The organism is Xylanimonas allomyrinae, from assembly GCF_004135345.1.
GTDB classification, from domain to species: domain Bacteria; phylum Actinomycetota; class Actinomycetes; order Actinomycetales; family Cellulomonadaceae; genus Xylanimonas; species Xylanimonas allomyrinae.
Map to the genome: position 1 here is coordinate 178855 of NZ_CP035495.1, position 26072 is coordinate 204926.

A 26072-nucleotide genomic window follows, 5' to 3' on the forward strand; every position below is an offset into this window, starting at 1 on the left:
CGCGTGACGAGCGACACCACGAGCGACGACGCCGCAGAACCCTCGCACGACACGGCAGCCCGCATCGACCTGGAGATTCTCGGCGGCCCGCGGCGATACACGCTCGACGACCTGGCCGAGGGCACGGGTCTGCCGCACGACCTCATCGAGGACTACTGGCGCTGGCTCGGTCTGCCCGTGCAGCACCCCACGGAGCGCTGGTTCACCGAGGCCGACATGGACTCGCTGCGCGAGATGGCGCGGCTGGCCGCGGCCGAGCACCTCGACGCCGCGGCGCTGCGCACGCTCGTGCGCTCGATGGGGCACACCACCGAGCGCCTCGCGCTGTGGCAGGTCGAGGCGTTCGTCGAGCACGCCGCGCGCGAACGCGACCTCGACGACCTGAGCGCGCGCCTGACGGTGCTCGACACCATGCCGCACCTGGCGGACGTGCTCGCCCACCAGCTGGAGCACGCCTGGCGGCGCCAGCTCGCGGCGGTGACCGGCCGGTACGCGACGGAGTTCGCCGGGGCGCGCAGCGGCGACCTCGACGAGCGCAAGCTGCCGCTGCGGCGTGCCGTCGGGTTCGCCGACATCGTCTCGTTCACCAAGCGCACGGCGGGCCTGGGCTCGGAGGAGCTCAGCGAGTTCGTCCAGCTCTTCGAGACGCGTGCCCGCGACATCGTGACCGAGGCGGGCGGGCGCGTGGTCAAGACGGTCGGTGACGCCGTCCTGTTCATCGCCGACGACGTGCAGCACGGCGCCGAGGTCGCGCTCGGGCTGTCGACGGCCGCGCGCGAGGGGCCGGAGATCCCCGTGCGCGTCGGGTTCGTGTGGGGCAGGGTGCTGTCACGGTTCGGTGACGTGTTCGGGCCGTCGGTCAACCTGGCCTCGCGTCTGACCGAGGCGTCGCAGCCCGGTGAGGTGCTCGTGGACCCGGCGACGGCGGCGCTGCTGGCGACGTCGCCGCGCTACGCGCTCACCGAGCAGCCGGAGGCCGAGCTGCAAGGACTCGGCACCATGCGACCGGTGCGGTTGCAGCGCGCGTACAGCGGGGGCTGAGAGGCACGCACGTCAGGGCGTGCCGGGCACGCCGCCGTCTGCCGGTGCGGGGTCCGGTGCGAGCAGGCTCGGCCCGTTGTTGCGCACCGAGCTGACCAGCGACGTCACAGGGCGCAGCCCGAACTTCTCGACCGGGGCCGTCAGCAGGCCCGCAGCCCGGTCTGCCCCCACCGCCGGGTCGAGCCAGGCGTCCCACGCCGAGGCGGGAAGCACGACAGGCATGCGGTCGTGGATGTGGGCCATCGGTGCGCTCGCCGCCGTGGTGACGATCGTCGTCGACACCAGCCAGCGGCCCGGGTCGTCGTCGGCCCGGGCCTTGTCGCGCCAGAACTCGTACAGGCCTGCGAACACGACCAGCTCGCCGTCACGGTGGATCCAGTACGGCTGGCGTGGCTGCGCGGCACGCGCGGGCGCGCCAGGCGGCGCCGCCAGCCGGCGCCACTCGTAGTAGCCGTCGGCGACGACGAGGCAGCGGCGCACCGCGAGCGGCTTCGCGAACGCCCGCTTGCCGAGCAGCGTCTCGGCGCGTGCGTTGATCATGCGCGCCCCGCCGCTCGCGTCCTTGGCCCACCACGGCACCAGGCCCCAGCGGGCCAGCCGCAGCGACCGCGTGATCTCGCCCGTGCCCGGCCCGGCCTGCGTGCGCGTGGACCGCTCGACGACGATCCGCACGTCGTCGGTCGGTGCCACGTTCCACGACGGCGGCAGCAGACGCGCGTCGTCGGCGAGCTCGGCGATCGCGACGTCGTCGGCGACGTCCTGGGCGCTGCGGAAGGAGGCGAAGCGGCCGCACATGCAGCCATCCTCTCGCGGGGGGCCGATACGCAGCGCACGAGACCGGCGGCAGCGCCGAGACCCGGCGCCGGCGTCCTTGCGTCACCAGGGTCCGAGGGCTGCCACCTCACCGCCGCGGCCCGCGCCGCACCGGCGCAGGCACCGCGTCGCGCACCCGTCGCCCTCGTCGCCCGACGCTCCTGGTCCATGTCGTTGGGGACCGCAGGCGCATCGACGTGGTGTCGATCCCGCGTGACGGCCTGGTCGACATCCGGCGTGCCCCACGTCGTGGTGAAGATGAACGGCGTCATCGGCGTCGTCGACTCTCTCGCCGAGGCCGTGCTGCGGCCGATCTCGACCAGCCCCGGGGCTCGCGAGCCCGGCGGCGCTGCCCCCGGCGTCTGCCCGTAGCCGCGGGCCCGTCGACGGGCGATGCCGCAAGGGCGCGCCTGAGCGGAAGCAGGAACGCGCCCCGCACGCCGATCGCGCACGCAGGCCGGTTAGCGTCCCGGGCGTGATCTCTCGTTCGCCGCGGCACCGCGCTCGGCCCCGCCCGCGCCACCAGGCGCGCGCCGGGCGCCCTGGCGTGCCCCGGCGGGCGAGACGCACGGACCCCCGAACCCCCGGCCGCGGGCCGCGCCACGCCAGCCGCCTGCGCGGGCGCGGCGTGTCACGCGTGCTCGGCATGGTGCTCACCAGCGTCCTGGCGTTCGCCCTCGCCGGGGGCTGCGCCGTCTACCTCGACCTGCGCTCGGGGCTCGCGATCTCCGACGTCGACACGCTGCTCGCCGACCGCGACGACCGCCCCGAGCTGCCCGACGACCCGTTCACCGGGCAGCCGCTCAACATCCTCGTCATGGGGACCGACTACCGCGGCGAGGGCAACGCGGAGCTCGCCGGCGAGGGAGACGAGTTCCACTCGGACACCACGCTCCTGGTCCATGTCGCAGGGGACCGCAGCCGCATCGAGGTGGTGTCGATCCCGCGCGACTCCCTGGTCGACATCCCGGCGTGCCCGCTGCCGGGCGGGGGAGAGAGCCGCGCCCGGCGCGGCGCCATGTTCAACTCGGCGTTCGCCATCGGCGGCGGGCCCGAACGCGACCTCACCGGGGCCGCGGCCTGCACGATCCTCACGGTCGAGCAGCTCACCGGCGTGCGCGTCACCGATCACGTCGTGGTGAAGATGAACGGCGTCATCGGCGTCGTCGACGCGCTCGGCGGGGTCCGCATGTGCCTGCCCGAACCGGTGCGCGGCGACCGCCACATCGACCTCGACCTGCCCGCGGGCGAACAGCGCCTCGACGGGCACCAGTCGATCAACTTCCTGCGGGCCCGCGGCGGGACGGGGATGGGCCTGGAGCTCGGATCCGACCTCGCGCGCATCGAACGCCAGCAGGTCTTCGTCGACGCGATGCTGCGCGAGGTCCTCGCCCAGAACGTCATCACGAACTCACCCCAGCTGTTCCGCATGGTCGAGGCCGTGCTCGCCTCGGTGTCCACGGGGCGTGGCCTGGCCAGCCCGGCGGCGCTCGCGGGCCTCGCGTGGAGCCTGCGCACCATCGACCCCGCGCACATCGTGTTCACGCCGCTGCCCGTGACGACCGCACCGTCGGACCCCAACCGCGTCGTGTGGCTCACCGCGCAGGCCGACGTCATCTGGGCGCGCATCATCGCCGACGAGCCGCCACCCGTGCTGGTGGAACCCGAACCGGAGCCCGCACCCGAGGCGGGCGGCGAGAACGACCCGATCGTGCCCGCCGGCTCCGAGTCGGCCTCCGACGGCGGGCAGGTGCCCGGCGACGTGCCCGACCCGGCTCCGGCCGCGCCCGAGCCTCCGCCCGCACCGGTTCGCCCCGGGATCTGCCCCTGAGCCTGCGGTCAACGGCTCCCGCCGGCCAGCGTCCGCAGCCGTGAGACGGCCTCGCGCAGCGTGTCCTCGCGCTTGACGAACGTGAACCGCAGTGCGTCGCGCAGGCGTTCCGACGTCGGCGACCCGGCCCGGCAGAACGCCGCCATCGGAATCGCGACGACCCCCGCCAGCTCGGGCAGACGGCGCGCGAGCTCCACGCCGTCGGCCAGCCCGTGCCGGGCGACGATCGCCGACGCGTCCGCGACGACGAAGTAGGTACCCTGCGGCACCACGACGTCGAACCCGGCCGCGCGCAGACCCTCGCACAGCAGGTCGCGCCGCGCGGCGAGCGACTCCGCCAGCGCGCGCGGTGCGTCGTCGTCGGCCAGGGCCTGCGCGATCGCGGGCTGGAACGGTGCGCCTGACACGTACGTGAGGAACTGCTTGACCGTGCGCACCGCCGTCACCAGCGCGGCCGGGCCGTGCACCCAGCCGATCTTCCACCCGGTGAGGCTGAACGTCTTGCCGCTGGAGGAGACCGTCAGCGTGCGGTCGGCCATCCCCGGCAGGCTCGCGAGCGGGACGTGCACGGCGCCGTCGAACGTCAGATGCTCGTAGACCTCGTCGGTGACGACGATCGCGTCGCACTCGCGCGCCACCGCGGCCACCGCGTCGAGCTCGGCGCGCGTGAGCACCGTGCCCGTCGGGTTGTGCGGGGAGTTGATCAGCAGCATCCGCGTGCGCGGGCTCGCGGCCTCCCGCAGCGCCGCCACGTCGAGGCGGAACCCGCCGGGCGTCGGCGCGAGCGCGACCGGCACGTGCGTCGCACCCGCCAGGGCGATCACCGCGGCGTGCGCGTCGTAGAACGGCTCGAGCGTGATGACCTCGTCGCCCGGGCCGGTGAGCGCGAGCACCGCCGACGCGAGCGCCTCGGTCGCGCCCGTCGTGACGAGCACCTCGGACTCGGGATCGACGTCGAGACCGTAGTGGCGCCGCTGGTGCGCGGCGACGGCGGTGCGCAGCTCCGCGATGCCCGGGCCGGGCGGGTACTGGTTGTCGCCCCGCTCGATCGCGCGGATCGCCGCCGCCTTGATCGCGTCGGGGCCGTCGACGTCGGGGAACCCCTGGCCGAGGTTGATGGCCCCCGTCCGCGAGGCGAGGGCCGACATCTCGGCGAAGATCGTCGCCGCGACCTCGTCGGCAGAGGTCGCCGCGGGCGTGAGCAGACCGGTGGCGCGGGCGACGTCCTGCCAGGCGCCGCGGGGGAGGGCCGTCATGGTCGGGAGAGTAGCGGGCGGTCCGCGCCGCGCGCCGTCACGGTCCACCGGTGACGGCCCGCGCGGTCGACGACGCGGAGATCGTGAACCCGTGCCCGGCCGTGCGCGTGAACCATCCGACCAGCGGTGGGTGCGACGACGCCACCAGCGTCACCCGAGCCGAGCGCCCGTCGGGCGAGTCCGCCTCGGCCACCCGCAGCCCCTCCGGGAGCTGCTCCGGGAACGGGTACGCGGCGAGCTCGGCGGCGACCGCGCGGGCCACGGCGTCGTCGCTGAGCAGAAGGCCGCCACCGCCGACGCCGGGCGCGGCGGCCACGAGGTGCCGGCCGGGTGGCATCGCGTCGGCGGCACTGGCGGCCAGCACGTCGGCGAGGTTGTACAGGCGCTTGTGATCGAGGTGGACCGCGGCAGCCGAGGCGACGACGGCCACGAGCATGAGACCGAGGACGACGAAGCCGAGCGTCAGCAGCAGGATCCGCCCGTCCTCCGCCTGCGGGGCGCGCTCCCGCGCCGCCACCTGAGCGCGCGCCCGGGCGGGAGCGTGGGGCGTCGTCATCGGACCTCGCGGAACTGGTCGACGCTCGCCCGGTAGCGGGACTCGACGGGCACCTCCAGGGGGACCCACGAGCGCAGCGCCTCCGGCACGAACGGCAGCGGGACGCGGGTGTGCACCGTGGCCGTCACCGTGCCACCCGGACTCAGGCACGGGTCGGCCGCGCAGGTCACCTGCACGGCGCCGCCCGTCAGCGCCGGCTGCGGGTCGAAGCCCTGATCCTCCAGCGCGATCCCCGCCGCGACGCGGGCGCGCGCGGCGGCGTCGTCGGAGGAGACCGCGGTGACCACGGCGCGCGCGGCCTCGCGGGCCGCGCCGTCGACGGCGAACGCCCCGGCCTGGAGGCGCCCCACGGTCAGCACGAGATAGACCAGCGGGATCAGCAGCACCACCGTCGTGCCGATGAACTCGACGACGGCGGAGCCGCGCTCGGAGTCGTCGACCGTCACCGGGCCTCCTCCAGGGCGTGGCCCGTCACCACGACCGTGCCCGACGGCCCCAGCAGGCCGACCAGCGGGAGCGGCGCCCGCACCGTCATCTCGGCCACGGGCACTCCCCAGCGCATCGAGGTCGAGGCCACGACGTCGTCGGCGTACCGCGCCGACACCGACTGCGTGATGAGGGCACGCGTCCGGGCGACGCCGTCGGCAGGGCCGCGGTCCGCGCGCGCCGCGACCCGTGCCCCCTCCGCGGCGGCGTCGATGAGCAGCGACCGCGTGTGCTGCACGAGGGCGACCTGCACGACGCCGAGGAACAACGCGACGACGAGCGCGGCGACCATGGTGAACTCGGCGACGGCCGAGCCTCGCTCGCCCGGCACCGCTGCCCCCTGGCGGCCCGTGCGCGGGAGCAGAGCGCTCACCGGCCCGTGACGCTCGAGATCGCCTGCGTGAACGCGCCCTCGAGCAGCGGACCGGCGATCGCCCACAGCGCGACCACGAGGCCCGCCGTCATCAGCGTGACCAGGACCCAGCCGGGCACGTCGCCGCGCTCAGGGTCGAGGGCCTCCGGCCGTCGCGTGGCGGGGCTCGCCGCGGCGGCCTGCGCGGGCGTCTCGACCGGCTCGGTGGCGGGGAGGCGGCGTCGTGCATGGTGGTTCCCTTTCGGTGCGGGTGCTACAGGCCGACGCGGAGCGTGGCCAGGGACGGAAAGACGGCGTAGACGACGGTCACGGGCAAGATCAGGAAGACCACGGGCACGAGCATCGCGACCTCCTTGCGCCCGCCCGCCTCCATGAGGGCGCGGCGCCCGGCCTCCCGGACGTCCTGAGCCTGCAGGCGCAGCACTTCGGCGAGCGGCGTCCCGCGTTCCAGGGCGACTGCGACGCCTTCGGCGAACCGCATCAGCGACGGCAGACCCGTCCGGTCGGCCAGGTCGGTCAGGGCGAGGCCGATCGGCGCGCCGGCGCGCACGTCGGCGAGCATCCGGCGGATCTCCGCGGACAGCTCGCCGCGTGCCGCCCCCGCGACCCGTTCGAGGGCGGAGACGGGCGACTCGCCCGCGGTCACGGCGAGCGCGAGCAGCTCGGCGACGGTCGGGAACTCGGCGACCATGCGCTCCTCGCGCTGGGCGATCTGACGGCTGAGCAGCTGGTCGCACGCGGCGAAGCCGCACGCGCCGCAGATGGCGACGAGCAGCGCGAGCGGCACCGGGGCGAACCCGCGCGCGATACCGATCAGCAGGGCGAGCGCGAGACCTGCGGCCAGCCCGCCGACGGTCCACACCACCTGCCGGGCGCGGAACTGGTCGACGTTCTCGGCGGAGCCTGCCCGGTCGAGCCGTCGGCGTACCTCGGCACGCGGGGAGCCGAGCCGCTCGGCCCAGCGCGCGACGTCCGCGAGCCAGGGCGCGAGGAGCCGTTCGACGACGGGGAACGGCGAGCGCACCGGCTGCTCGCGCAGCAGGCCGCTGGTCGCGTCGCGCGGGCGCAGCGCGGGCGCCAGGCGCTCGGCAAGGGTGACGCGTCGCCCGCGCACGCCCGCGACGATCAGCAGCAGACCGATGCCGCCCATGAGCCCCAGGAGCGCACCGGCCGGAGAGGCCCAGCCGCTCATCGCAGCACCCGGCCTTCCTCGGGCAGGCGCCCGATCCGCAGCATGAGCCGGTACGCGAGCGCCGAGCATGCCGCCCCGCCCGCGAGCACGAGCACCCCGGCGCCCGAGTCGTACGCGCGGGCCGTCTCGGGCCGGGTCGCCAGGAAGGCCAGCACCACCCAGGGTCCGGCGGCGGCGAGCCGCGCGCCGCTGACCGTCCAGCTCTGCCGGGCCTCGAGCTCGAGCCGCGTGCGGTTGTCCTCCCGCAGGAACGCCGACAGCGCCCGCAGCAACCGTCCCAGGTCCGAGCCGCCGACCTCGCGCGTGAGGCGCAGCGCCTCGATGATCCGGTCGGCGACCGGGTCGGCGAGCCGGGCCTTGAGCAGGTCGAGACACTCGGCGAAGCGTCCGGTCGCGCGGTAGTCGGCGGCGAACCGGGTGAACTGCTCGCGCAGCTCGACCGGCCCGCGCTCACCGAGCTGGCCCACGGCCTCGGGCAGCGACAGCCCGGCGCGCACGCCCGACGCGAGGTGGTCGACGACCTCGGGCCAGACCTCACGCAGGCCACGACGGCGCTTGCGGGCGCGGGCCGTGACGAGCGCCGACGGCGCTGCCGCCGCCATGAGGGCGAAGCACAGGCTGATCGCCGGAGAGCGCGTGGTGGCGAGCACCGCGAGCAGCACGACGACGGCGAGCACCGCGCTCGCCCCGTGGAGCGCGCCGGGAGTCACCGAGGCCGCGCCGGCCTGCACCAGCAGATCCTGGGTGCGCGCCCGGCGCGCGGAGGTGCGCCGGGGCCGCCCGTCAGGCATCCAGCACGACCACCACAGGCAGAACAGGCCGAGCCCCAGCAGCAGCCCCGCGAGCACGCCCACGTCAGGCCGCCTCGCCCGCGAGCAGCGCGCGCACGTCGAGGCCGACGCGCGCGAACCGCTCCTCGCCGGGCGGGAACCCGTCGCCGCGCACGAGGCGCCCGCCGAGCGCGGCGGGCTGGCGGTGGAACAGGCCCGCGGTCTCGACGCGCCCCTCCTCGACGCGTCCCGTCACCGCCACGATCTCGCGCACCTGCCGCGCGCCGTCGGGCGTCACGCCCAGGTGGACGACGACGTCGACGGCGCTGGCCACCGTCGGCACCACGAAGTGGTGGGTCACGTTCTCGCCCGCGAGCAGCGGGAGCGTGCACAGCTTGGTCACGGCCTCGCGTGCCGAGTTGGCGTGGATCGTGCACATGCCCGGCACGCCGCTGTTGAGGGCGACGAGCAGGTCGAAGCTCTCGGCCTCGCGCACCTCGCCTACGACGATGCGGTCGGGTCGCATCCGGAGCGCCTCCTTGACCAGCCGCCGCAGCGGGATCTCCCCGGTGCCTTCGAGCGACGCCTGGCGGCACTGCATCGCCACGACGTCGCGCACGTCGAGGCGCAGCTCGAAGACCTCCTCGGCGGTGATGACCCGCTGTGAGGCGGGGATCGAGCCGGCGAGGGCGTTGAGCATCGTCGTCTTGCCTGCCTGGGTCGCTCCCGCGACCAGGATGTTGAGCCCGGCGCGCACCGCCGCGTCGAGGAATGCGGCAGCGTGCGGCGTGAGCGACCCGAGCCGGACCAGGTGCTCGAGGCGGTGGGCCCGGACCAGGTGCTTGCGGATGTTGATCGCCAGGTGCGAGCGGGTGATGTCGGGGATGACCACGTGCAGCCGCGACCCGTCGGGGAGGGCCGCGTCGACGAACGGTGAGGACAGGTCGAGCCGTCGCCCGCTCGCCTTGAGCATCCGTTCCACGAGGTCGCGCACCTGCTGCTCGGTGAGGATCGTCGTGGTGAGCTCGGGGACGCCGCCGCGCGCGACGAAGACCTGGGCGGGGGAGTTGAGCCAGATCTCCTCGACGGTGGGGTCGTCGAGGTATTGCTGGAGGGGTCCGAGGCCGGCGAGGGAGTCGACGAGGGCGCGTGCGGTCCGCGCGGCGTCGGGCAGGGCGGGGACGAGCCCGCGTGCGGTCCGGTCGGCGTAGTCGCCGACGGCGTCGGTGACGAGGCGGTCGAGGGCTTCTCGCTCTCGCACCGGGTCGATGCCGCGGCGGCGAACCAGCTCGCGCACCTCGTGCTCGAGGATGGTCGCGGGGTCGTCGATCACGGCGGTCATGCGAGGTCCCTTTCCCTGGCCGGCCGCTGGTCGGAGGCCCGGCCGCTCGGTGCGTGCGGCCCCGGCTGGGCCACCGCGCCGGGAAGGGTAATCGATACGACCGGCCGTCTGAAAACCCCTGTGGACAAACCTTGTGGGCCGAGAGCGCCCGCGTGCTCGCCCACCCGGGCACCCAGGTAGCCTTGACACTCGTGGCCTCCATCGACTTTCCCGCAGAGATCCGCGCGCTGCGCTCCACGCTCGAGTCCATCGAGTCGGTGAGCGACCCCGAGGCGCTGCGGCGGAAGATCGCCGAGCTCTCGGACCAGGCGTCGGCCCCCGACCTGTGGGACGACCCGGAGGCGGCGCAGAAGGTCACCTCGGCGCTGTCGGCGACGCAGGCCGAGCTGAACAGGGTCAAGGACCTGGGCTCGCGCATCGACGACGTCGAGACGCTCGTCGAGCTGGGCAACGAGATGGAGGATGCCGACTCGCTCACCGAGGCGGAGGCGGAGATCCACGGGATCCGCAAGGACCTGGACGCGCTCGAGGTGCGCACGCTGCTGAGCGGCGAGTACGACGCGCGCGACGCCGTCGTGACGATCCGGTCGGGTGCGGGCGGCGTGGATGCCGCGGACTTCGCCGAGATGCTGATGCGGATGTATCTGCGCTGGGCGGAGCGGCACGGTTTCCCGACGAAGGTCATGGACACCTCGTACGCCGAGGAGGCGGGGCTGAAGTCGGCGACGTTCGAGGTCAATGCCCCGTACGCGTTCGGCAACCTGTCGGTCGAGGCGGGCACGCACCGCCTGGTGCGCATCTCGCCGTTCGACAACCAGGGTCGGCGTCAGACGTCGTTCGCGGCCGTGGAGGTGGTGCCGCTCATCGAGCAGACCGACCACGTCGAGATCCCTGAGTCGGAGATCAAGGTCGACGTGTTCCGCTCGTCGGGTCCGGGCGGCCAGTCGGTCAACACGACCGACTCGGCGGTGCGCATGACGCACATCCCCACGGGCATCGTCGTGTCGATGCAGAACGAGAAGTCGCAGATCCAGAACCGCGCGGCCGCTCTGCGCGTGCTCCAGTCGCGCCTGCTGCTGGTGCGCCAGCAGGAGGAGGCGGCCAAGAAGAAGGAGCTCGCGGGCGACATCAAGGCGTCCTGGGGCGACCAGATGCGCTCCTACGTGCTGCAGCCCTACCAGATGGTCAAGGACTTGCGCACCGAGCACGAGAGCGGCAACCCGGCGGCCGTGTTCGACGGCGCGATCGACGACTTCATCGAGGCCGGCATCCGCTGGCGGCGGTCGTCGCAGATCTCCCAGGCCTGACGGCGCACGAGCGCGTCTTTCAGGCCGCACCCAGGCGTGATTCAGGGTGTTCCGAGGGGCCCTCCGATGCGCGCGCGAAACCGCCGCGCACCTGCGTCCAGGTTCGCGCACAGCGGCGTGTCACTGACCCAGGGCTCTCGGCGGGCGTGCGATGGTCGAGCGCGGAAATGTCCGTCCGAGGCTGCCTCGGGCGAACGCTCCGCTGTTCCGTCCCCAACCACGGGAGCCCGCGCCGTGATCCGGTTCGAGAGCGTGTCGAAGGTCTACTCGCGAGGCGCGAGGCCGGCCCTGCACGACGTCTCCGTCGACGTCGCACGCGGCGAGTTCGTGTTCCTCGTGGGCGCGTCAGGGTCGGGAAAGTCGACGTTCCTGCGCCTGGCCCTGCGCGAGGAGCGCCCCACGCGGGGGCGCATCTACGTCGCCGGCCGTGACCTGTCGCGGCTGAGCGGGTGGAAGGTCCCGAGCCTGCGTCGCAGCATCGGCATGGTCTTCCAGGACTTCCGTCTGCTGCCCAACAAGACGGTCGCCGAGAACGTCGCGTTCGCGCTCGAGGTCATCGGCCGCCCGCGCCACGTCATCAAGACGACGGTGCCCGAGGTCCTGGAGATGGTGGGCCTCGACGGCAAGGAGAAGCGCCGCCCGCACGAGCTGTCCGGTGGTGAGCAGCAGCGCGTGGCGATCGCGCGAGCGTTCGTCAACCGCCCTCCGATCCTGCTGGCGGACGAGCCCACCGGAAACCTCGACCCGACGACGTCGCTGGGCATCATGCGCCTGCTGGAACGCATCAACCGCACCGGGACCACTGTCGTCATGGCCACGCACGACGACGAGATCGTCAACGAGATGCGCAAGCGCGTCGTCGAGCTCTCGGCGGGTCAGGTGGTGCGCGACGAGACGGTCGGCGTCTACGGCGAGCGCGAGCGCATCCTGCCCGACGTCGCCGCGACCCCGGTGCTCGACGCCCCCGGCCAGGGGCAACGGCAGGTGCCGCGCATCGAGGTCACCCCGGAGGCGGGCGACCTCGAGGCGGAGGCGGCCGCGGAGGCCGCTGCGGCCCGTGCGGTCGAGGAAGCCGCGAACGAGACGCGGCAGCGCCGCCAGAGCCGCCTGCGTCGCACGGCGCGCGACCCGGAGCCCCTTGCGGAGCCGATCGCGGAGCACAACGCGGGGCCCCTCGCGGGACCCGTTGCGGGGCCCACCGCGGGGCCCATTGCGGTGACGACCGCCGACGACGCGGCCGTCGCGCCCGCGGTCAGCGCCGGCGGCGTCGAGGAGGCGCCCAGGGCGGCAGCCGAAGCCGTGCCGGCCGTGGCGGACTCGGGTGACGCGCCGGCCGTGGCGGCCGGCGACGGCGAACGGCCGGCGGCGGGCGAGGCGCCGGTCGCGGGCATCGACGTCGACGTGCCGCCCGCGGAGCCCGCGCACGACGTGCCTCAGGAGCAGCGAGCCGACGGCGTGCTGGTCGCGGCAGCGCAGGCCGACGCCGTCGTGCCGGCCGCGGCGACGACCGTTCCCGCGGCGACGACCGTTCCCGCGGCGACGGCCGTTCCCGCGGCGAGCCGTGAGACACCAGACCCGATCCCGCGCGAACCCGACATCCCGTTCGACGTCGACGGTGCTTTCGACGGCGACGGCGACGGCGACGCCCCGGTTGCGGCCCCACCCGCACCCATCACCTACACGGTCCCGGCGCCCTACGGTGCGGCGCGTCTGGTCGACCCCGCAGCGGGTCCCCCGGCCGATGCCGACGACATCGTGCAGCAGGTGCTGCGTGAGCACGCCCTGCGCATGAGAGGGGAGGACTGACCGATGCGCGTTCAGTTCGTCCTGACCGAGGTGCTGCGCGGGCTGCGCCGCAACCTGTCCATGGTCGTGTCCGTCGTCCTGGTGACGTTCGTCTCGCTCGCCTTCGTCGGCGCGGCCGCCCTCATCCAGGCGCAGGTCGGCAAGCTCCAGGACGACTGGTACAACCGCGTCGAGGTCTCCGTCTTCCTGTGCCCCAGGGACTTCTCGGCGGCGCCCACGTGCGCCGGCGGCGAGGCCACACAGGAACAGATCGACGCGATCCGCCGCGTGATCGACGACGAGCTGGGCGGCGAGGTCGCCCACACCTACGTCGAGACCAAGGCCGACGCGTTCCGTGCCTTCCAGGAGCGTTACCCCGACGGATACCAGGGAACACAGCTCACCGAGGACGACATGCAGGCGTCGTTGCGGCTCAAGCTCCGCGACCCGAGCCACTACGAGGTCGTCGCCGACGTGCTGCAGGGCCGTGACGGTGTCGAGGTCGTGGAGGACCAGCGAGCCATCTTCCGGCCCCTGTTCCTCGCGCTCAACCGGCTGTCGATGCTTGCCGTGGGCCTCGCGGTCGTCATGCTGCTCACGGCCGGCCTCCTGATCACGACGACGATCCGCCTGTCGGCGGTCTCGCGACGGCGGGAGACCGGGATCATGCGGCTCGTGGGCGCGTCGAACCTCTTCGTCCAGCTGCCGTTCCTGCTTGAGGGCGCGATCGCCGCCGTCATCGGGTCGCTGCTCGCCGTCGGCGGTCTGTGGCTCGGCGTGCGTTATCTCGTCACCGACTGGCTCGAGAAGTCCGTCACGTGGGTCGCCTACGTGACCACGAGCGACGTCCTGCAGGTGGCGCCGCTGCTGGTCGGGATCGCGGTGGCGCTCGCCGTGGTCTCGTCGGTCGTGACGCTCAACCGTTACACGAGGGTGTGAGGCTCGATGATGCACGCAGGTCCGGGCAAGGGAAAGAATCTGGCGCGAGCCGCGACGGCGGTGCTGCTCGTCCTCGGGCTGGGGCTCGGGGCGGCCTCGTCGGCGTCGGCGGACGACATCGACGACCGCAGGGCGGCCGCCGAGCAGCAGGCCAAGGCGAAGAAGGCCGAACGGGCCACCCTCCAGGAAGACCTCGACGAGACCAACGCGAAGCTCGCGAAGGCGGTGCTCGACCTCAACACCGTCGAGGGCCGGCTGCCGGTCGCGCAGGCAGAGCTGGCTCGGGCACAGGCAGACCTCGAGGCCGCGCGTCGTGAGGCCGAGATCCTCGCGCAGCGGCTCCAGGACGCGCAGGACCAGGAGTCGGCCGTCACCGCGCAGATCGCGAGCGGCTCGCACCAGGTCGACGCGGCCCGCGCGGACATCGCGCAGATGGCCCGCGAGGCCGCTCGCGGCCAGGGCAGGGTGTCCGCGCTGGGGATCGTGACCGGTGCCCAGTCCACCGAGGACTTCCTCCAGACGTATGCGGTCTCGTCGTCGGCGGCTCGGTCGCAGGCGCGTGCGCTCACCCAGCTCCAGGACGCGGAGGCCGTGGCCCGCAACCAGGAGGCCCGGCTGCAGGCGATCCGCGAGACGATCACGCAGCTCAAGCAGGCCGCCGACGCCAACGTGGCCACGGCCCAGCGAGCAGAGCAGGAGGCGAGCGACCGCAAGGCCGAGGTCGAGCAGCTCATCGCCCAGCAGCAGCAGCTCACGGCAGAGATCGAGAGCCAGAAGGCTGCCGCGCTCGCGGAGATCAGCGCGAACGAGACCTCGCAGAAGGCGCTCGAGGGCGAGCTCAAGGCGATCATCGCGGAGCAGAAGGACCGTGACGACCGCATCGCCGAGCAGCGCCGTCAGGAGGAGGAGGCCGCCCGCGAGCAGGACAAGAACAACGGCTCCGGCGGCGGTGGCACCTCCGGCGGGGGAGGCGGCGGTGGAGTGGCTCCGCCGTCGACGAGCACGTTCCTCGGATGGCCGACGGCGGTGCCGTACGTGACCAGCGGTTACGGGTGGCGCTTCCACCCCGTGCTCCACTACTGGCGGCTGCACGCCGGCACGGACTTCCGCGCGTACTGCGGCACGCCGATCTACGCGTCTCAGTCGGGCTACGTCGTCAAGGCGTACTACGACAGCGGCGCGGGCAACAACGTGATCATCGACCACGGCAGCGACCGCGGGCAGAGCATCATGACCCGGTACATGCACCTGTCGCAGTTCAGCGTGCGGGCAGGCCAGTGGGTCAGCAAGGGGCAGCAGGTCGGGCTCGCGGGCGCGACCGGCACCGTCACGGCGTGCCACCTGCACTTCGAGGTGTACGTCAACGGGACGACGGTCGACCCGATGACGCGCCTGCCGTAGGGGCGCCGGCAGCGAGCCGGAGCGAAATACCGCAGACCGGACTCCGGCGGCGCCGTATCCTGGGAGGCCGACCGGAAGAAGGAGCAACCGTGGCGAAGGGCGCGCCCAAGCAGGTGCCGCAGGCCCAGCCGAAGCCCAAGGCGAAGGCACCCCAGGGCCCCGTGCGTACGATCGTGGCGAACAACAAGAAGGCACGCCACGACTACGTGATCGAGGACGTCCTCGAGGCCGGCGTCGTGCTGTCCGGGACGGAGGTCAAGGCGCTGCGCATGGGTCGCGCGTCGCTCGTCGACGGGTTCGTGCTGATCGACCGCGGCGAGGCGTGGCTCGAGGGGGTCCACATCCCCGAGTACTTCCAGGGCACCTGGAACAACCACGCCCCGCGCCGCAAGCGCAAGCTGCTGCTGCACAAGGACGAGATCGTGCGCCTGGGCCACAAGGTGCAGGAGAAGGGGCACACGATCGTGCCGCTGTCGCTGTACTTCCTCGACGGGAGGGCGAAGGTCGAGATCGCTCTCGCGCGGGGCAAGAAGGAGTACGACAAGCGCCAGACGCTGCGTGAGCAGCAGGACATGCGCGAGGCCCAGCGCGCGATGCGGCAGCGCGAGCTGCTCGCCTGAGGCCGGAATTCGGTCGCTGCGTCGGGTGTTGCTCCGGTAGGCTGAGACTTCCCGGCGTGGCCGGGGTGCTCCCGCGAGGGGGCGTTGACAACTGCACATGGGGCTGATCGGTTTCGACGGTGGTCGTGCTTCGAGGAGAAGCGGGCCGAGGATGCAGGCTTATCTCGTTAACGATGTCTGCAAACCTATAGTTGCCGATAACACGCGCAACGACTTCGCCCTCGCCGCCTGAGCGAGCCTCGAAGTCCGTGAGCCCGGGATCGCTCTCGACCCGGTAGCTTGCGTCATCTAGAGAGCCACTGCTGCCAGCTCACGTCGTCGGGGCTGGTGGGACACCTAGACGACTGAGCCCGTCCGCGAATGAGTCTGCGCAAGCGCGGGGGCCGAGAAAATCCATAGCAGAATGCGCCCGGAGAAGTCCTGGAAAAGCGTCACCGGACCAGGGTTCGATTCCCTGCAGCTCCACCATCAGCCAGTTGTCGGACGACGGCGGGCCGCCCCCAGGGCGGCCCGCCGTCGTCGTCTCATGTCGGGTTCGTCGGCGCGCTCGTGACCGGCGCGCTCGTGACCGGCGGGGCCGGGCGGCGGCGGCGCACCAGGGCGGCGACGCCGCGCCACGCCGCGAGCCCGGCGCCTGCGAGGACGAGCCACGGAAGCACGGCGCCGAAGGCCACGGCTGCCGCGCGCGCCGCGGCGGTGAGCGCGTGCCACCCGGCTTCGAGCCCGCCGCGGAACCCCGTGGGCGGCGGGGCGAGTGCCGCGATGGCGTCCTCGTCGGCGACGATGTGCACGTCGAGCGTCGACATCGCGACGCGGTCGCTGAGGTCGGCGCGTTGTGCCCTGAGGGCGTCGAGGTCCGCCTGGCGGTTGGCGAGCTCCTGCTCGACCTTGAGCAGGTCGGCGGTGTTCGCGGCGCCTGCCATGAGCTCGGTGAGGCGTGTCGTGGACGCCTGGAGCGCGGCGATGCGGGCGTCGAGGTCGCGGCCCGTCGCGGTGACGTCCTGCTTGCTGATCGAGACGTCGGCGACGTCGCCGAGGCTGCGGAACGCGTCGATCGTGGCGTTGACCGTCTCGGCGGGCAGGCGGAGCGTCAGGTGAGCGCTGGCCGGCTCGCCGTCGATGCCTCGTTGCTCCTCGCGCGCCTCGACGCGCCCTCCTGCGGCCTCCGTGTGGGAGGCGATGCGCATGGCGGCGTCGAAGGGGTCGGCGGCGACCAGGGTCGCGGTGCCGGTCGTGACCACTTCTCGCGTGCCGACGGCGGCGTCGTCGGACGTCGTTCCGGCGCGGTACTCGGCACCGGCGGCGGCGTGTTCCGCGCTGTTGGCCCCGCCCTGGTCGGCGGAGTCGCCCGCGCCGGACGGGCCGGAGGCCGTGCACCCCGCGAGCAGCAGCGCTGCTGCGAGCGCGACGAGCAGTCCGGGACGGTGGGCGCGGCGTGCGGTGCCCAGGGTTCGTTCCATGTCCCGAGTGTGTCGGCACGAGGACTCGGTTGGGCACGCTTCAGGTCACCGTCCGGTCACGATCGGGGCGGTTGCGTCTCGATTCGATCACGCCGCGCCGCGGCCGTGGACGGTTTCACGTTAAGACGCTTTACTAACAAACATGTCCTCGACATCCAGTGCCAGCGCCTCGCGGCGGGCCCTCGGCTCCGGGCTTCGTGCCACGGCCAAGGTGCTCCCCGAGCACACCCGCGCGCACAACCGCGCGCTGGTGCTGCAGCACCTGTTCCACGAGGGCCCCACGTCTCGCGCCGACCTCGCCCGGGCGACCGCGCTGACCCGGGTGACCGTGTCCGACCTCATCAACCAGCTTCTCGCCGAGGGGCTCGTCGAGGAGCTGGGGGTCCAGCGGGGCCGCGGGGTCGGGAAGCCGGCGATCCTCGTCGGGATGCGCACCGACGCGTACCAGATCGTCGCGGTCGACCTGTCGGACGACACCGTGATGCGCGGCGCCGTCCTCACGCTCACGGGCGAGGCCGTCGTGCGCCGCTCCCTCGACGTCGACGACCGCACGGGCGACGCACTCGTGGCGCTCGTAGAACGTTTCGCGCGTCGCCTCGTCGCCGCGGCCACCCAGTCGGTCATCGGCGTGGGCATCGGCTCACCCGGCGTCATCACCGAGGAGGGGCGCGTCATCGAGGCGCCCAACCGCAGGTGGTCCGACCTGCCGCTCGCCGACATCCTTTCCGAACGGCTCGGCCTGCCGGTCCACGTCGCCAACGACGCCGACACCGCCGCGCTGGGCGAGTACACCTATGGCGGCGGCGCCGACTCGATGCTCGTCGTGACCGTCGGCCAGGGCGTCGGTGCCGGGCTCGTCGTCGACGGCGACCGGGTGCACGGAGCGCACGGCGCCGCCGGCGAGCTCGGCCACGTGACGGTCGTCGACGACGGCGACGTCTGCGCCTGCGGGCGCCGCGGCTGCCTGGAGACCGTCCTGTCCGCGCGGGCGCTGCGCCGCGCGGTCGCGGGCCTCGACCGCGAGGCCGCCGACGCGGTGCTCGCAGGCGTCGGCCGCATCCTCGGAACCACGCTCGCCCCCGTGGTCTCCGCCCTCAATCTCGGCGAGGTGCTGCTGTCCGGCCCCGCCGATCTGCTCGACGGCGCCCTGCGGGAGGCCGCACGGGCCACCGTCGTCGAGCGAACCATGCCGGCCGTCAGCAACCAGCTGCGGCTGCGGATGGCCACCTTGGACGAGGACGTGGTGCTCGCTGGCGCCGCCGTGCTCGTCCTGGGTGCCCAGCTGGGGGTGTCGTAGTCCCAGCCCACCCGTGATCCGGCGCCAACAACCGCCTGCGCACCAGGCAAGCAACGAAACCCCCCAGCACGACGGCGCAGCCGTCGACGCTCCAACGAGAGGAAATGAACCCCCAATGAAGCGGAATCGCCTCGTTGCCACGTCTGTGGCATCGACCATCACCGTGGCGCTTGCGCTCGCCGCGTGCAGCAGCGACACCGGTGACGACACCTCCACCGATGCGACCACCGGCGCGCCCGAGGCAGCCAACATCACGCTCTGGGTCAACGGCGCCGACACGCCTCAGGACCTGCGTGACTACCTCAAGAAGACGTTCGAGGCCGAGAACGAGGGCTCGACGCTCACCATCGAGGAGCAGAGCTGGGACGGCCTGGTCACCAAGCTGACCACCGCCCTGGCGGACGCCGAGAACACCCCGACGTCGTCGAGATCGGCAACACGCAGGCGCCGACCTTCAGCGCCGTCGGCGCGTTCCGCGAGATCTCGCCCGACCTCTACCAGGAGCTGGGCGGCGACAAGCTGCTCCCGTCCTTCGTCGAGGCCGGCGACTTCGACGGCAAGCACTTCGCCCTGCCGTACTACTTCGGCTCGCGCTACATGTTCTACCGCAAGGACATCTGGACGGCCGCCGGCCTCGAGGTGCCCCAGACGCTGAGCGAGTTCACCGAGTCGGTCAAGAAGCTCAAGACCGACACCCAGTCGGGCTTCGCCATGGGCGGCCAGGACTGGCGCAACGGCATCTCGTGGGTCTTCGCGAACGGCGGCGAGCTCGCCACCGTCGACGGCACCACGTGGACGTCGACGCTGTCCGACCCGAACACCATCAAGGGCCTCGAGCAGTGGCAGGAGGTGTACCAGGGCGCCTCGCTGCTGCCGAGCACCGACCGCGACGTCGCGTACTGGGACTTCATCAACGACGGCACCGACGGGTCCGCCCCCGCCGCCGCGACCATCATGGCCCCGGGCTGGGCGCGCTGGTCGATCGGTGACCTCGTGAAGAACGACGAGGGCAAGGACGTTCGCGACGGCATGGTCGACGACTCGCGCTTCGACATCTTCGCCCTGCCGGGCGTCGACGGCGGCGTGGCCCCGGTGTTCGCCGGTGGCTCCAACGTCGCGATCTCGGCCAAGTCGAAGCACCCGGAGCTGGCGGAGAACCTGCTGCGGATCATCTTCTCGGCCGACTTCCAGAAGATGCTCGGTGGCGCGGGCCTCGGCCCGGCCAACTCGGACTACGCCTCGTCGCTCGGTGTCGACAAGTTCGCCCAGACGATGATCAAGACCGCCCAGGCTTCCAAGCTCACCCCGGCCGCGCCGGGCTGGGCCGCCGTCGAGGGTGCCTTCGTCTACGAGGACCTCTTCAAGGAGATCGCCGAGGGCGGCGACGTCAAGGCTCTGGCGGAGAAGTACGACGCCAAGCTCACGCCGATGCTCAACGGCCAGTCCTGACCCACGATCGGTGCGGGGGCGGCTCGCCGCCGCCCCCGCACCGAGACCTCGCCCCCGCGAAGGAGTTCCGTCCCATGGCCACCTCGGCGCTGGACGCGCCCATCCGGCAACGCCGCCGACCGCTCACGCCGTATCTGCTGCTCATCCCCGCCGTCGCCGTGCTCCTGCTCGGCCTCGGGTACCCGGTCTACTGGCAGATCGTCACCTCGTTCCAGGAGTTCGGGCTCGCCCAGCAGTTCGGGCAGCCGCCGGCGTTCGCCGGGCTCGACAACTACGCGAGGATCTTCTCCGACGACAGCGCTTTCGCCGTCGTCATCCGCTCCATCCTCTTCTGCATGGTCAACGCAGGCCTGACCGTCCTCATCGGCCTCGCCGTCGCCCTCCTCATGCGGGCCGTGTACGGCTGGGTCAAGGTCGTCGTCCAGATCGCCATGCTGCTCGCCTGGGCCACGCCCGTCATCGCCGCCGTCACCGTGTTCCGGTGGCTGTTCGACGCCCGCACCGGCGTCGTCAACTGGCTGCTCGTCCAGGCCGGGTTCGAAAGTTACCGCGGGCATTCCTGGCTCGCGACACCCATGTCGTTCTTCTTCATCGCGACGCTCATCATCGTGTGGATGTCCGTGCCGTTCGTCGCTCTGTCGCTGTTCGCCGGGCTCACCCAGGTCAACGACGAGCTGCTCGAAGCGGCCCGTATCGACGGCGCGAACAGCAGCCAGATCCTGTGGCGCATCATCATGCCGCTCGTGCGCCCCGTGCTCGCCATCGTGCTGCTGCTGCAGATCATCTGGGACCTGCGCGTGTTCGCGCAGATCCGGCTGCTGCAGGACGCCGGTGCTCCGGTCTCCGAGACCAACCTGCTGGGCAACTTCATCTACGAGCTCGGCATGGCCCGCAACAACTTCGGTGGCGCGGCCGCGGTGTCGATCTTCGTGCTGCTGCTCACCATCGTGCTGTCCGCGCCCTACGTGCGCAGCCTGATGAAGGAGGACGAGGCATGACCGCCGTCACCACCGCCCCGCCCGTCGGCGCGGCCACCGTCGAGCGTCGCCCGCGGCCGCGTGCCCGCTTCACTCCTCGCCGGATCGGCAAGTGGCTGCTGTCGCTGTTCGCCCTCGTCGTCGCCGCCCTCTGGGCGTTCCCCGTCTACTGGATGATGCTGTCGGCGTTCACCCCAACGCCCTCCTGCGGGCGACGACGCCGCAGTTCCTGCCCACGCACGCCACCCTCTCCAACTTCAAGGCCCTGCTCGGTGCGGGCAGCGGGTTCTGGACGGCGCTGCGCATGAGCCTGGCGATCACCGGGCTGACCGTCGTGCTCGTGCTCGTCTTCGCGTTCCTCGGCGCGCTGGCGATCAGCCGGTACCGCTTCCGCGGGCGCAAGTCGTTCGTGCTGGCGGTGCTGTTCATCCAGATGCTGCCGGCCGAGGGCCTGTTCATCGCGCAGTACAAGATGCTCTCGAGCGCCGGCCTGCTCAACAACGTGCTCGGCGTCTCGGTGCTCTACACGGCCGCCGTCGTGCCGTTCACCATCTGGATGCTGCGCGGCTTCGTGGCCGGCATCCCGGCCGAGCTCGAGGAGGCCGCGATGGTCGACGGCCTCTCGCGCACGCAGGCGTTCATCCGGATCACCCTGCCGCTGCTGGCCCCCGGGCTGGTCGCCTCGGGCGTGTACGCGTTCCTGCAGGCCTGGAACGAGTTCACCATCGCGCTCGTCGCCCTGCCGGGGCAGTCGGCGCAGACGCTGCCGCTGTGGCTGCGCGGCTTCATCTCGGCGTCCGCGAGCCGCGGCGTCGACTGGGCGCAAGTCATGGCGGCCTCGTCCCTGATCGCCCTGCCCGTCATCATCTTCTTCCTGTTCGTGCAGGGGCGGATGACCAGCGGGCTCGTCTCGGGCGCGGTCAAGGGCTGACATGAGCACAGACTCCACACCTGCCCAAGGCCCGCCCACGGCGGACGGCGTCGGCGACCGGCCCACGGTCGGTCTCGACATCGGCGGCACCAAGACTCTCGCGGCGCTGCTCGCCCCCGACGGCAGCGTGCTCGCGCAGACCCGCATCGCCACCGGGCGCGGCCCCGACGCCGTCATCGGCGGGGCGGTGCGCGCGGTGCAGGAGGTCGCCGAACGTGCCGGGATCGAGGTGGCCGCGCTCGACGGCGTCGGCGTGGGCGTGCCAGGCCTCGTCAACCATGAGGACGGCACCGTGCGGCACGCCGTCAACCTCGGCCTCGAGGACGCGACGCTGCCGCTCGCGGTCCGGTTGTGCGCCGAGCTCGGTGTCGGCGTCGTCGTCGACAACGACCTGAACGTGGCCGCGCTCGGCGCCGCCCACCTCGCGCCGGGCCATGCGGTCCGGCCCATCGACCTCGCGTTCCTCGCTCTCGGCACCGGCCTGGCCGCCGGGCTCGTGCTCGACGGCGTGGTGCGGCGCGGTGCGGGTGCCGCGGGGGAGATCGGGCACGTGCCCGTCGTGCCCGACGGGCCCGTGTGCCCGTGCGGGCAGCGTGGCTGCCTCGAGCTGTACGCGTCGGGCTCGGCCGTCGACCGGCTGTGGCCTGCCCGGACCGACCGGCCCGCGCCGGTCGAGCTCTTCGAGGCGGCCGCCGCGGGCGACCCGGCCGCGCAGGCGGCCCGGGACACCTACGCCGACGCCGTCGCCGCGGCGATCCGGATGCTCGTGCTGAGCGTCGACGTGCGGCGGGTCGTGCTGGGCGGCGGAGTCGCCCAGCTTGGCGAGCCCCTGCTCGTCGCGGTGCGCGCGGCACTCGAACGGCAGGCCATGACGTCGCCGTTCCTCGACTCGCTCGGGCTGCCCGACCGGGTGCTGCTGGCACCCGGCGACGTGCCCGTCGCGGCGGTCGGTGCCGCCGTCCTCGCACGCACGACGCCGTTGCCGGCGACGCGTGCCGTCGCGCCCACCGGGTGCGTCTGAGACCCAAAACCCTGCGGGCCGGGGCCACAGCGGCCCTGGCCCCGGCCCCGGGCATGCGTCCCGGGTGCGAGACCTGGACCAGGAGGCCCGAGATGGAAGTCGTGATCGCTCCCGCTGATGAGCTGGCGGTGCTGGCGGCGGATGCGGTGGAGTCGTTGTTGCGGGCGAAGCCGGATGCGGTGCTGGGGTTGGCGACGGGGTCGAGCCCGTTGGCGGTGTACGGCGAGCTGGCGCGGCGTCATGCCGAGTCGGGGTTGTCGTTCGCGTCGGCGACGGGGTTCATGCTCGACGAGTACGTGGGGATCGCGGCGGATCATCCGGAGCGGTACCGCAACGTGATCGAGCGGGAGATCGCCTCCCCGGTGGGGTGGCCCAGCCGGCAGGTGCACGGCCCGGACGGGTCGGCGGCGGATCTGCCGGCGGCGTGCGCGGCGTACGAGAAGGCGATCGTGGATGCCGGGGGTGTGGATCTGCAGCTGCTGGGGATCGGCACCGATGGGCATATCGCGTTCAACGAGCCGGGTTCGTCGTTGGCGTCGCGGACCCGGATCAAGACGTTGACGAGCCAGACGCGGCAGGACAATGCGCGGTTCTTCGGCGGTGATGTCGAGCAGGTGCCGCGGCACTGCCTGACGCAGGGGCTGGGCACGATCATGGCGGCACGGCATCTGGTGCTGCTGGCCACGGGGCGGGGCAAGGCCGAGGCCGTGCACCAGCTCGTGGAGGGCCCGGTGTCGGCGTTGTGGCCGGCGACGGTGATGCAGCTGCACCCGCACGCGACCGTCCTGGTCGACGAGGGTGCGGCCTCACGCCTGCAGCTGGCGGACTACTACCGCGAGACGTACGCGAGCAAGCCCTCCTGGCAGGGCCTGTAACCCACGCCCGCCGCGGGGTTGTCGAGGGCACGGACCGTGCCCTCGACAACCCCGCGGCGCGTGGCTCGCCCCAGGCCAGCGAGCGAGACGGCTCGGACCCGGCCTCACCCACGGGGGATGGGCGGGCCGTAGACTGCCGGGCATGAGCGAGCCCCTCTCATCTCCCCACGCACAGCCGGCATCGCCCCACGAGCCCGGTGCCGGCACGGACCTGCTGGAGCGCGAGGAGACGCGGCAGGAGGTCGAACCGGGGGATCACGAACGCTTCGCGCACTACGTGCGCAAGGAGAAGATCATGGAGTCGGCGATGACGGGAAAGCCCGTCATCGCCCTGTGCGGCAAGGTCTGGGTGCCTGGCCGCGACCCCAACAAGTTCCCCGTCTGCCCGGCGTGCAAGGCGATCTACGAAGGGCTGCGGGAACCGCAGGACGGCGGGAGCGAACCGAGCAAGTGAGCGCATTGCCGCTACCGGAACCCGATCCCTTCGATCTGTTCGCCGCAGCGGCCGAGCCGGAGCCCGAACCGGAGCTCCGGCCCGAGCCGGTGCGGCGTGTCACGCCGCAGGCGCCGTCGTCGGCGGCCGCCTCCCAGCTCAGCCCCGCGTTCCCGCGCCGGGCGCCGTGGGGCACGGCGTCCAACCTGCGTGCGTGGCAGGCCGAGGCGCTCGAGCTGTACCGCGCGAAGGAGCCGCGCGACTTCCTCGCCGTCGCGACTCCCGGCGCGGGCAAGACGACGTTCGCGCTGCGCGTGGCGACCGATCTCATCGAGCGCGGCGTGGTGCGGCGCGTGACCGTCGTCGCCCCCACCGAGCATCTCAAGCACCAGTGGGCCGACGCCGCCGCGCGCGTGGGCATCCGCCTCGACCCGTCGTTCAAGAACTCCCAGGGCCGCCACGGCGCCCACTACGACGGCGTCGCGCTGACGTACGCGCAGGTCGCCGCCAACGCCGCACTGCACCGGGCCCGCACCGAGGCCGCGCGCACGCTCGTCATCCTCGACGAGGTGCACCACGGCGGCGACGCGCTGAGCTGGGGTGACGCCGTCCGCGAGTCGTTCGAGGACGCCGAGCGCCGCCTGGCGCTGACCGGCACGCCGTTCCGCTCGGACACCGCACCCATCCCGTTCGTCACCTACGAGGCCGACCGCGACGGCATCCGCCGCTCCAAGGCGGACTACACCTACGGCTACGGTGACGCGCTGCGCGACAAGGTCGTGCGTCCGGTGCTGTTCATGACGTACTCGGGCAGCATGCGATGGCGCACCAAGGCCGGTGACGAGGTCTCGGCCCGCCTGGGCGAGGCGATGACCAAGGACCTGACGCAGCAGGCGTGGCGTACCGCGCTCGACCCGAACGGCGAGTGGATCCCGTCGGTCCTCGCGGCCGCCGACAAGCGCCTCACCGAGGTGCGCCGCGCCGTGCCCGACGCGGGCGCGCTCGTGATCGCGACCGACCAGACGGCCGCGCGCGCCTACGCCGGGCACCTGGCCCGCATCACGGGGCACAGCCCCACGGTGGTGCTGTCCGACGACGACGGCGCCTCGGCCCGCATCGACGAGTTCGCCCAGGGCGACGCCCGGTGGATGGTGGCCGTGCGCATGGTGTCGGAGGGGGTGGACGTGCCGCGGCTGGCCGTGGGCGTCTACGCGACCTCGACCTCGACGCCGCTGTTCTTCGCCCAGGCCGTCGGGCGGTTCGTGCGGGCGCGCGCGCGTGGCGAGACGGCGTCGGTGTTCCTGCCGTCGGTCGCGCCCCTGCTGGAGCTGGCGGGCGGCATGGAGATCGAGCGTGACCACGCCCTGGACCGCCCGGCGACGGCCGAGGAACAGGGCATCGAGTACGACCCGGAGGCCGCCCTGCTCGCCGCGGCCAACCGCGAGGAGAAGGCGTCGGGCGACCTGCTGGGCGCCTTCGAGGCGATGGAGTCGCAGGCGTCGTTCGACGGCGTGCTGTTCGACGGCGGTCAGTTCGGCACGGGCGCCGACGTCGGCTCGGCCGAGGAACTCGACTTCCTCGGGCTGCCGGGCCTGCTCGAGCCCGAACAGGTCGCGACGCTGCTGCGCCAGCGGCAGGCCGACCAGCTTCGCGGCAGGGGCGAGGGGAGCGGCCGCGAGCTCACGGCCGCCGAGGCCGAGCTGGAGCACCGGCGCGCCGCGGCGCTGCGCAAGGAGCTGTCCAAGCTGGTCTCGGCGTGGGCTCGCCGGTCGGGACGGCCGCACGGGTCGGTCCACACCGAGCTGCGCCGCCGCTGCGGTGGCCCCGAGGTCCCGCTGGCCACGGCCGCGCAGCTCGAGGCGCGCATCGCGCTGGTCCGCACCTGGTTCGTCGCGGGCACCTGACCGCGCTCACCTT

24 protein-coding genes, 1 other RNA gene and 2 pseudogenes are annotated in these 26072 nt (G+C 72.9%); 17 read left to right on the top strand and 10 right to left on the bottom strand.

Translation table 11 applies throughout. The features are described 5' to 3' along the window. Positions 1-3: 3 nt before the first annotated feature. Positions 4-1041, top strand: coding sequence for an adenylate/guanylate cyclase domain-containing protein (locus tag ET495_RS00775; RefSeq protein ID WP_129201830.1), 1038 nt, complete (start codon positions 4-6; stop codon positions 1039-1041). A gap of 12 nt (positions 1042-1053) precedes the next feature. On the opposite strand, the gene ET495_RS00780 is transcribed toward ET495_RS00775, so the two are convergent. Beyond that, the gene (locus ET495_RS00780) at positions 1054-1836 is read right to left on the bottom strand and encodes an SOS response-associated peptidase (RefSeq protein ID WP_129201832.1); all 783 of its coding nucleotides are present in this window, start codon (positions 1834-1836) and stop codon (positions 1054-1056) included. A 231-nt stretch (positions 1837-2067) separates the two neighbouring features. Here ET495_RS00780 and ET495_RS17455 point away from each other — a divergent pair, with 231 nt between their 5' ends. Both ET495_RS17455 and ET495_RS00785 read left to right on the top strand, forming a co-directional pair. After that, entirely contained in the window at positions 2068-2226 is a 159-nt protein-coding gene (locus ET495_RS17455) for a hypothetical protein (RefSeq protein ID WP_162616318.1), read from the top strand. Between the two features lie 256 nt (positions 2227-2482). Next, entirely contained in the window at positions 2483-3685 is a 1203-nt protein-coding gene (locus tag ET495_RS00785) for an LCP family protein (protein ID WP_245993220.1), read from the top strand. Between the two features lie 8 nt (positions 3686-3693). On the opposite strand, the gene ET495_RS00790 is transcribed toward ET495_RS00785, so the two are convergent. The 8 genes from ET495_RS00790 to ET495_RS00820 all read right to left on the bottom strand — a co-directional run bounded on the left by ET495_RS00790 (position 3694) and on the right by ET495_RS00820 (position 9660). Further along, the gene (locus ET495_RS00790; RefSeq protein ID WP_129201836.1) at positions 3694-4941 is read right to left on the bottom strand and encodes a pyridoxal phosphate-dependent aminotransferase; all 1248 of its coding nucleotides are present in this window, start codon (positions 4939-4941) and stop codon (positions 3694-3696) included. Between the two features lie 37 nt (positions 4942-4978). Continuing rightward, positions 4979-5497: a hypothetical protein gene (locus tag ET495_RS00795; protein WP_245993222.1), complete on the bottom strand. Its 519-nt coding sequence runs from the start codon at positions 5495-5497 to the stop codon at positions 4979-4981. After that, positions 5494-5943 (bottom strand): TadE/TadG family type IV pilus assembly protein, encoded by a 450-nt coding sequence (locus ET495_RS00800; RefSeq protein WP_129201838.1) that lies wholly within the window; start codon positions 5941-5943, stop codon positions 5494-5496. Before ET495_RS00800 ends, ET495_RS00795 begins: the two co-directional genes overlap by 4 nt. Next, entirely contained in the window at positions 5940-6356 is a 417-nt protein-coding gene (locus ET495_RS00805; protein WP_425471174.1) for a TadE family protein, read from the bottom strand. Before ET495_RS00805 ends, ET495_RS00800 begins: the two co-directional genes overlap by 4 nt. Further along, positions 6353-6475 (bottom strand): hypothetical protein, encoded by a 123-nt coding sequence (locus ET495_RS19060; RefSeq protein WP_281276151.1) that lies wholly within the window; start codon positions 6473-6475, stop codon positions 6353-6355. The genes ET495_RS00805 and ET495_RS19060 overlap by 4 nt, the downstream gene beginning before the upstream one ends. 134 nt (positions 6476-6609) lie before the next feature. Then, entirely contained in the window at positions 6610-7548 is a 939-nt protein-coding gene (locus ET495_RS00810) for a type II secretion system F family protein (RefSeq protein WP_129201840.1), read from the bottom strand. Continuing rightward, complete coding sequence (locus ET495_RS00815) at positions 7545-8402, bottom strand: type II secretion system F family protein (RefSeq protein ID WP_129201843.1); 858 nt, start codon at positions 8400-8402, stop codon at positions 7545-7547. Before ET495_RS00815 ends, ET495_RS00810 begins: the two co-directional genes overlap by 4 nt. A 1-nt stretch (position 8403) precedes the next feature. After that, the gene (locus tag ET495_RS00820) at positions 8404-9660 is read right to left on the bottom strand and encodes a TadA family conjugal transfer-associated ATPase (protein ID WP_129201845.1); all 1257 of its coding nucleotides are present in this window, start codon (positions 9658-9660) and stop codon (positions 8404-8406) included. A 191-nt stretch (positions 9661-9851) separates the two neighbouring features. Between ET495_RS00820 and prfB the strand changes: the two genes are divergently transcribed. The 6 genes and pseudogenes from prfB to ssrA all read left to right on the top strand — a co-directional run bounded on the left by prfB (position 9852) and on the right by ssrA (position 16180). Then, positions 9852-10967 carry a peptide chain release factor 2 gene (prfB, locus tag ET495_RS00825; RefSeq protein WP_129201847.1) on the top strand — a complete coding sequence of 372 codons (1116 nt, stop codon included), beginning with the start codon at positions 9852-9854 and terminating at the stop codon, positions 10965-10967. Positions 10968-11201: 234 nt separating this feature from the next. Continuing rightward, positions 11202-11879 (top strand): annotated as a pseudogene (ftsE, locus tag ET495_RS00830) (cell division ATP-binding protein FtsE); the annotation flags it as partial. A gap of 897 nt (positions 11880-12776) precedes the next feature. After that, entirely contained in the window at positions 12777-13691 is a 915-nt protein-coding gene (gene ftsX, locus ET495_RS00835; RefSeq protein ID WP_129201848.1) for a permease-like cell division protein FtsX, read from the top strand. A gap of 6 nt (positions 13692-13697) precedes the next feature. Then, complete coding sequence (locus ET495_RS00840) at positions 13698-15092, top strand: peptidoglycan DD-metalloendopeptidase family protein (protein ID WP_170220558.1); 1395 nt, start codon at positions 13698-13700, stop codon at positions 15090-15092. Positions 15093-15205: 113 nt separating this feature from the next. Then, positions 15206-15712 carry an SsrA-binding protein SmpB gene (gene smpB / locus ET495_RS00845; RefSeq protein ID WP_211340943.1) on the top strand — a complete coding sequence of 169 codons (507 nt, stop codon included), beginning with the start codon at positions 15206-15208 and terminating at the stop codon, positions 15710-15712. A 99-nt stretch (positions 15713-15811) separates the two neighbouring features. Continuing rightward, positions 15812-16180: a transfer-messenger RNA gene (ssrA, locus tag ET495_RS00850) on the top strand. Positions 16181-16236: 56 nt separating this feature from the next. On the opposite strand, the gene ET495_RS00855 is transcribed toward ssrA, so the two are convergent. Then, positions 16237-17172, bottom strand: a complete 936-nt coding sequence (locus tag ET495_RS00855) for a DUF4349 domain-containing protein (protein WP_129201851.1) — start codon at positions 17170-17172, stop codon at positions 16237-16239. A gap of 142 nt (positions 17173-17314) precedes the next feature. Between ET495_RS00855 and ET495_RS00860 the strand changes: the two genes are divergently transcribed. From ET495_RS00860 to ET495_RS00895, 8 genes and pseudogenes are all read left to right on the top strand, one after another. Beyond that, a complete protein-coding gene (locus ET495_RS00860) occupies positions 17315-18469 on the top strand; it encodes an ROK family transcriptional regulator (RefSeq protein WP_129201853.1) in 1155 nt (384 codons plus the stop codon). Positions 18470-18898: 429 nt separating this feature from the next. Next, entirely contained in the window at positions 18899-19918 is a 1020-nt protein-coding gene (locus ET495_RS00865) for an extracellular solute-binding protein (protein WP_342770162.1), read from the top strand. Between the two features lie 74 nt (positions 19919-19992). Beyond that, positions 19993-20916 (top strand): carbohydrate ABC transporter permease, encoded by a 924-nt coding sequence (locus ET495_RS00870; RefSeq protein ID WP_129201855.1) that lies wholly within the window; start codon positions 19993-19995, stop codon positions 20914-20916. After that, positions 20913-21826 (top strand): annotated as a pseudogene (locus ET495_RS00875) (carbohydrate ABC transporter permease). The gene ET495_RS00870 and the pseudogene ET495_RS00875 overlap by 4 nt, the downstream one beginning before the upstream one ends. Before the next feature lies 1 nt (position 21827). Beyond that, the gene (locus ET495_RS00880) at positions 21828-22847 is read left to right on the top strand and encodes an ROK family protein (RefSeq protein WP_129201857.1); all 1020 of its coding nucleotides are present in this window, start codon (positions 21828-21830) and stop codon (positions 22845-22847) included. A 92-nt stretch (positions 22848-22939) separates the two neighbouring features. Further along, positions 22940-23722 (top strand): glucosamine-6-phosphate deaminase, encoded by a 783-nt coding sequence (gene nagB, locus ET495_RS00885; RefSeq protein WP_129201859.1) that lies wholly within the window; start codon positions 22940-22942, stop codon positions 23720-23722. A 142-nt stretch (positions 23723-23864) separates the two neighbouring features. Next, positions 23865-24176, top strand: a complete 312-nt coding sequence (locus ET495_RS00890) for a DUF3039 domain-containing protein (protein WP_129201861.1) — start codon at positions 23865-23867, stop codon at positions 24174-24176. Between the two features lie 89 nt (positions 24177-24265). Further along, positions 24266-26059 (top strand): DEAD/DEAH box helicase, encoded by a 1794-nt coding sequence (locus ET495_RS00895; protein WP_129205813.1) that lies wholly within the window; start codon positions 24266-24268, stop codon positions 26057-26059. The last annotated feature ends 13 nt before the right edge of the window (positions 26060-26072 follow it).

What these genes read in the sequence shown, in the direction of transcription:
- ET495_RS00880 (WP_129201857.1), top strand. Translation starts at nt 21,828, where the DNA reads ATGAGCACAGACTCCACACCTGCCCAAGGCCCGCCCACGGCGGACGGC.
- ET495_RS00860 (WP_129201853.1), top strand. Translation starts at nt 17,315, where the DNA reads ATGTCCTCGACATCCAGTGCCAGCGCCTCGCGGCGGGCCCTCGGCTCC.
- ET495_RS00810 (WP_129201840.1), bottom strand. Translation starts at nt 7,548, where the DNA reads ATGAGCGGCTGGGCCTCTCCGGCCGGTGCGCTCCTGGGGCTCATGGGC.
- ET495_RS00790 (WP_129201836.1), bottom strand. Translation starts at nt 4,941, where the DNA reads ATGACGGCCCTCCCCCGCGGCGCCTGGCAGGACGTCGCCCGCGCCACC.
- ET495_RS00780 (WP_129201832.1), bottom strand. Translation starts at nt 1,836, where the DNA reads ATGTGCGGCCGCTTCGCCTCCTTCCGCAGCGCCCAGGACGTCGCCGAC.
- ET495_RS00870 (WP_129201855.1), top strand. Translation starts at nt 19,993, where the DNA reads ATGGCCACCTCGGCGCTGGACGCGCCCATCCGGCAACGCCGCCGACCG.
- ET495_RS00890 (WP_129201861.1), top strand. Translation starts at nt 23,865, where the DNA reads ATGAGCGAGCCCCTCTCATCTCCCCACGCACAGCCGGCATCGCCCCAC.
- ftsX (WP_129201848.1), top strand. Translation starts at nt 12,777, where the DNA reads ATGCGCGTTCAGTTCGTCCTGACCGAGGTGCTGCGCGGGCTGCGCCGC.
- nagB (WP_129201859.1), top strand. Translation starts at nt 22,940, where the DNA reads ATGGAAGTCGTGATCGCTCCCGCTGATGAGCTGGCGGTGCTGGCGGCG.
- ET495_RS00855 (WP_129201851.1), bottom strand. Translation starts at nt 17,172, where the DNA reads ATGGAACGAACCCTGGGCACCGCACGCCGCGCCCACCGTCCCGGACTG.
- ET495_RS00840 (WP_170220558.1), top strand. Translation starts at nt 13,698, where the DNA reads ATGATGCACGCAGGTCCGGGCAAGGGAAAGAATCTGGCGCGAGCCGCG.
- ET495_RS00795 (WP_245993222.1), bottom strand. Translation starts at nt 5,497, where the DNA reads ATGACGACGCCCCACGCTCCCGCCCGGGCGCGCGCTCAGGTGGCGGCG.
- ET495_RS00820 (WP_129201845.1), bottom strand. Translation starts at nt 9,660, where the DNA reads ATGACCGCCGTGATCGACGACCCCGCGACCATCCTCGAGCACGAGGTG.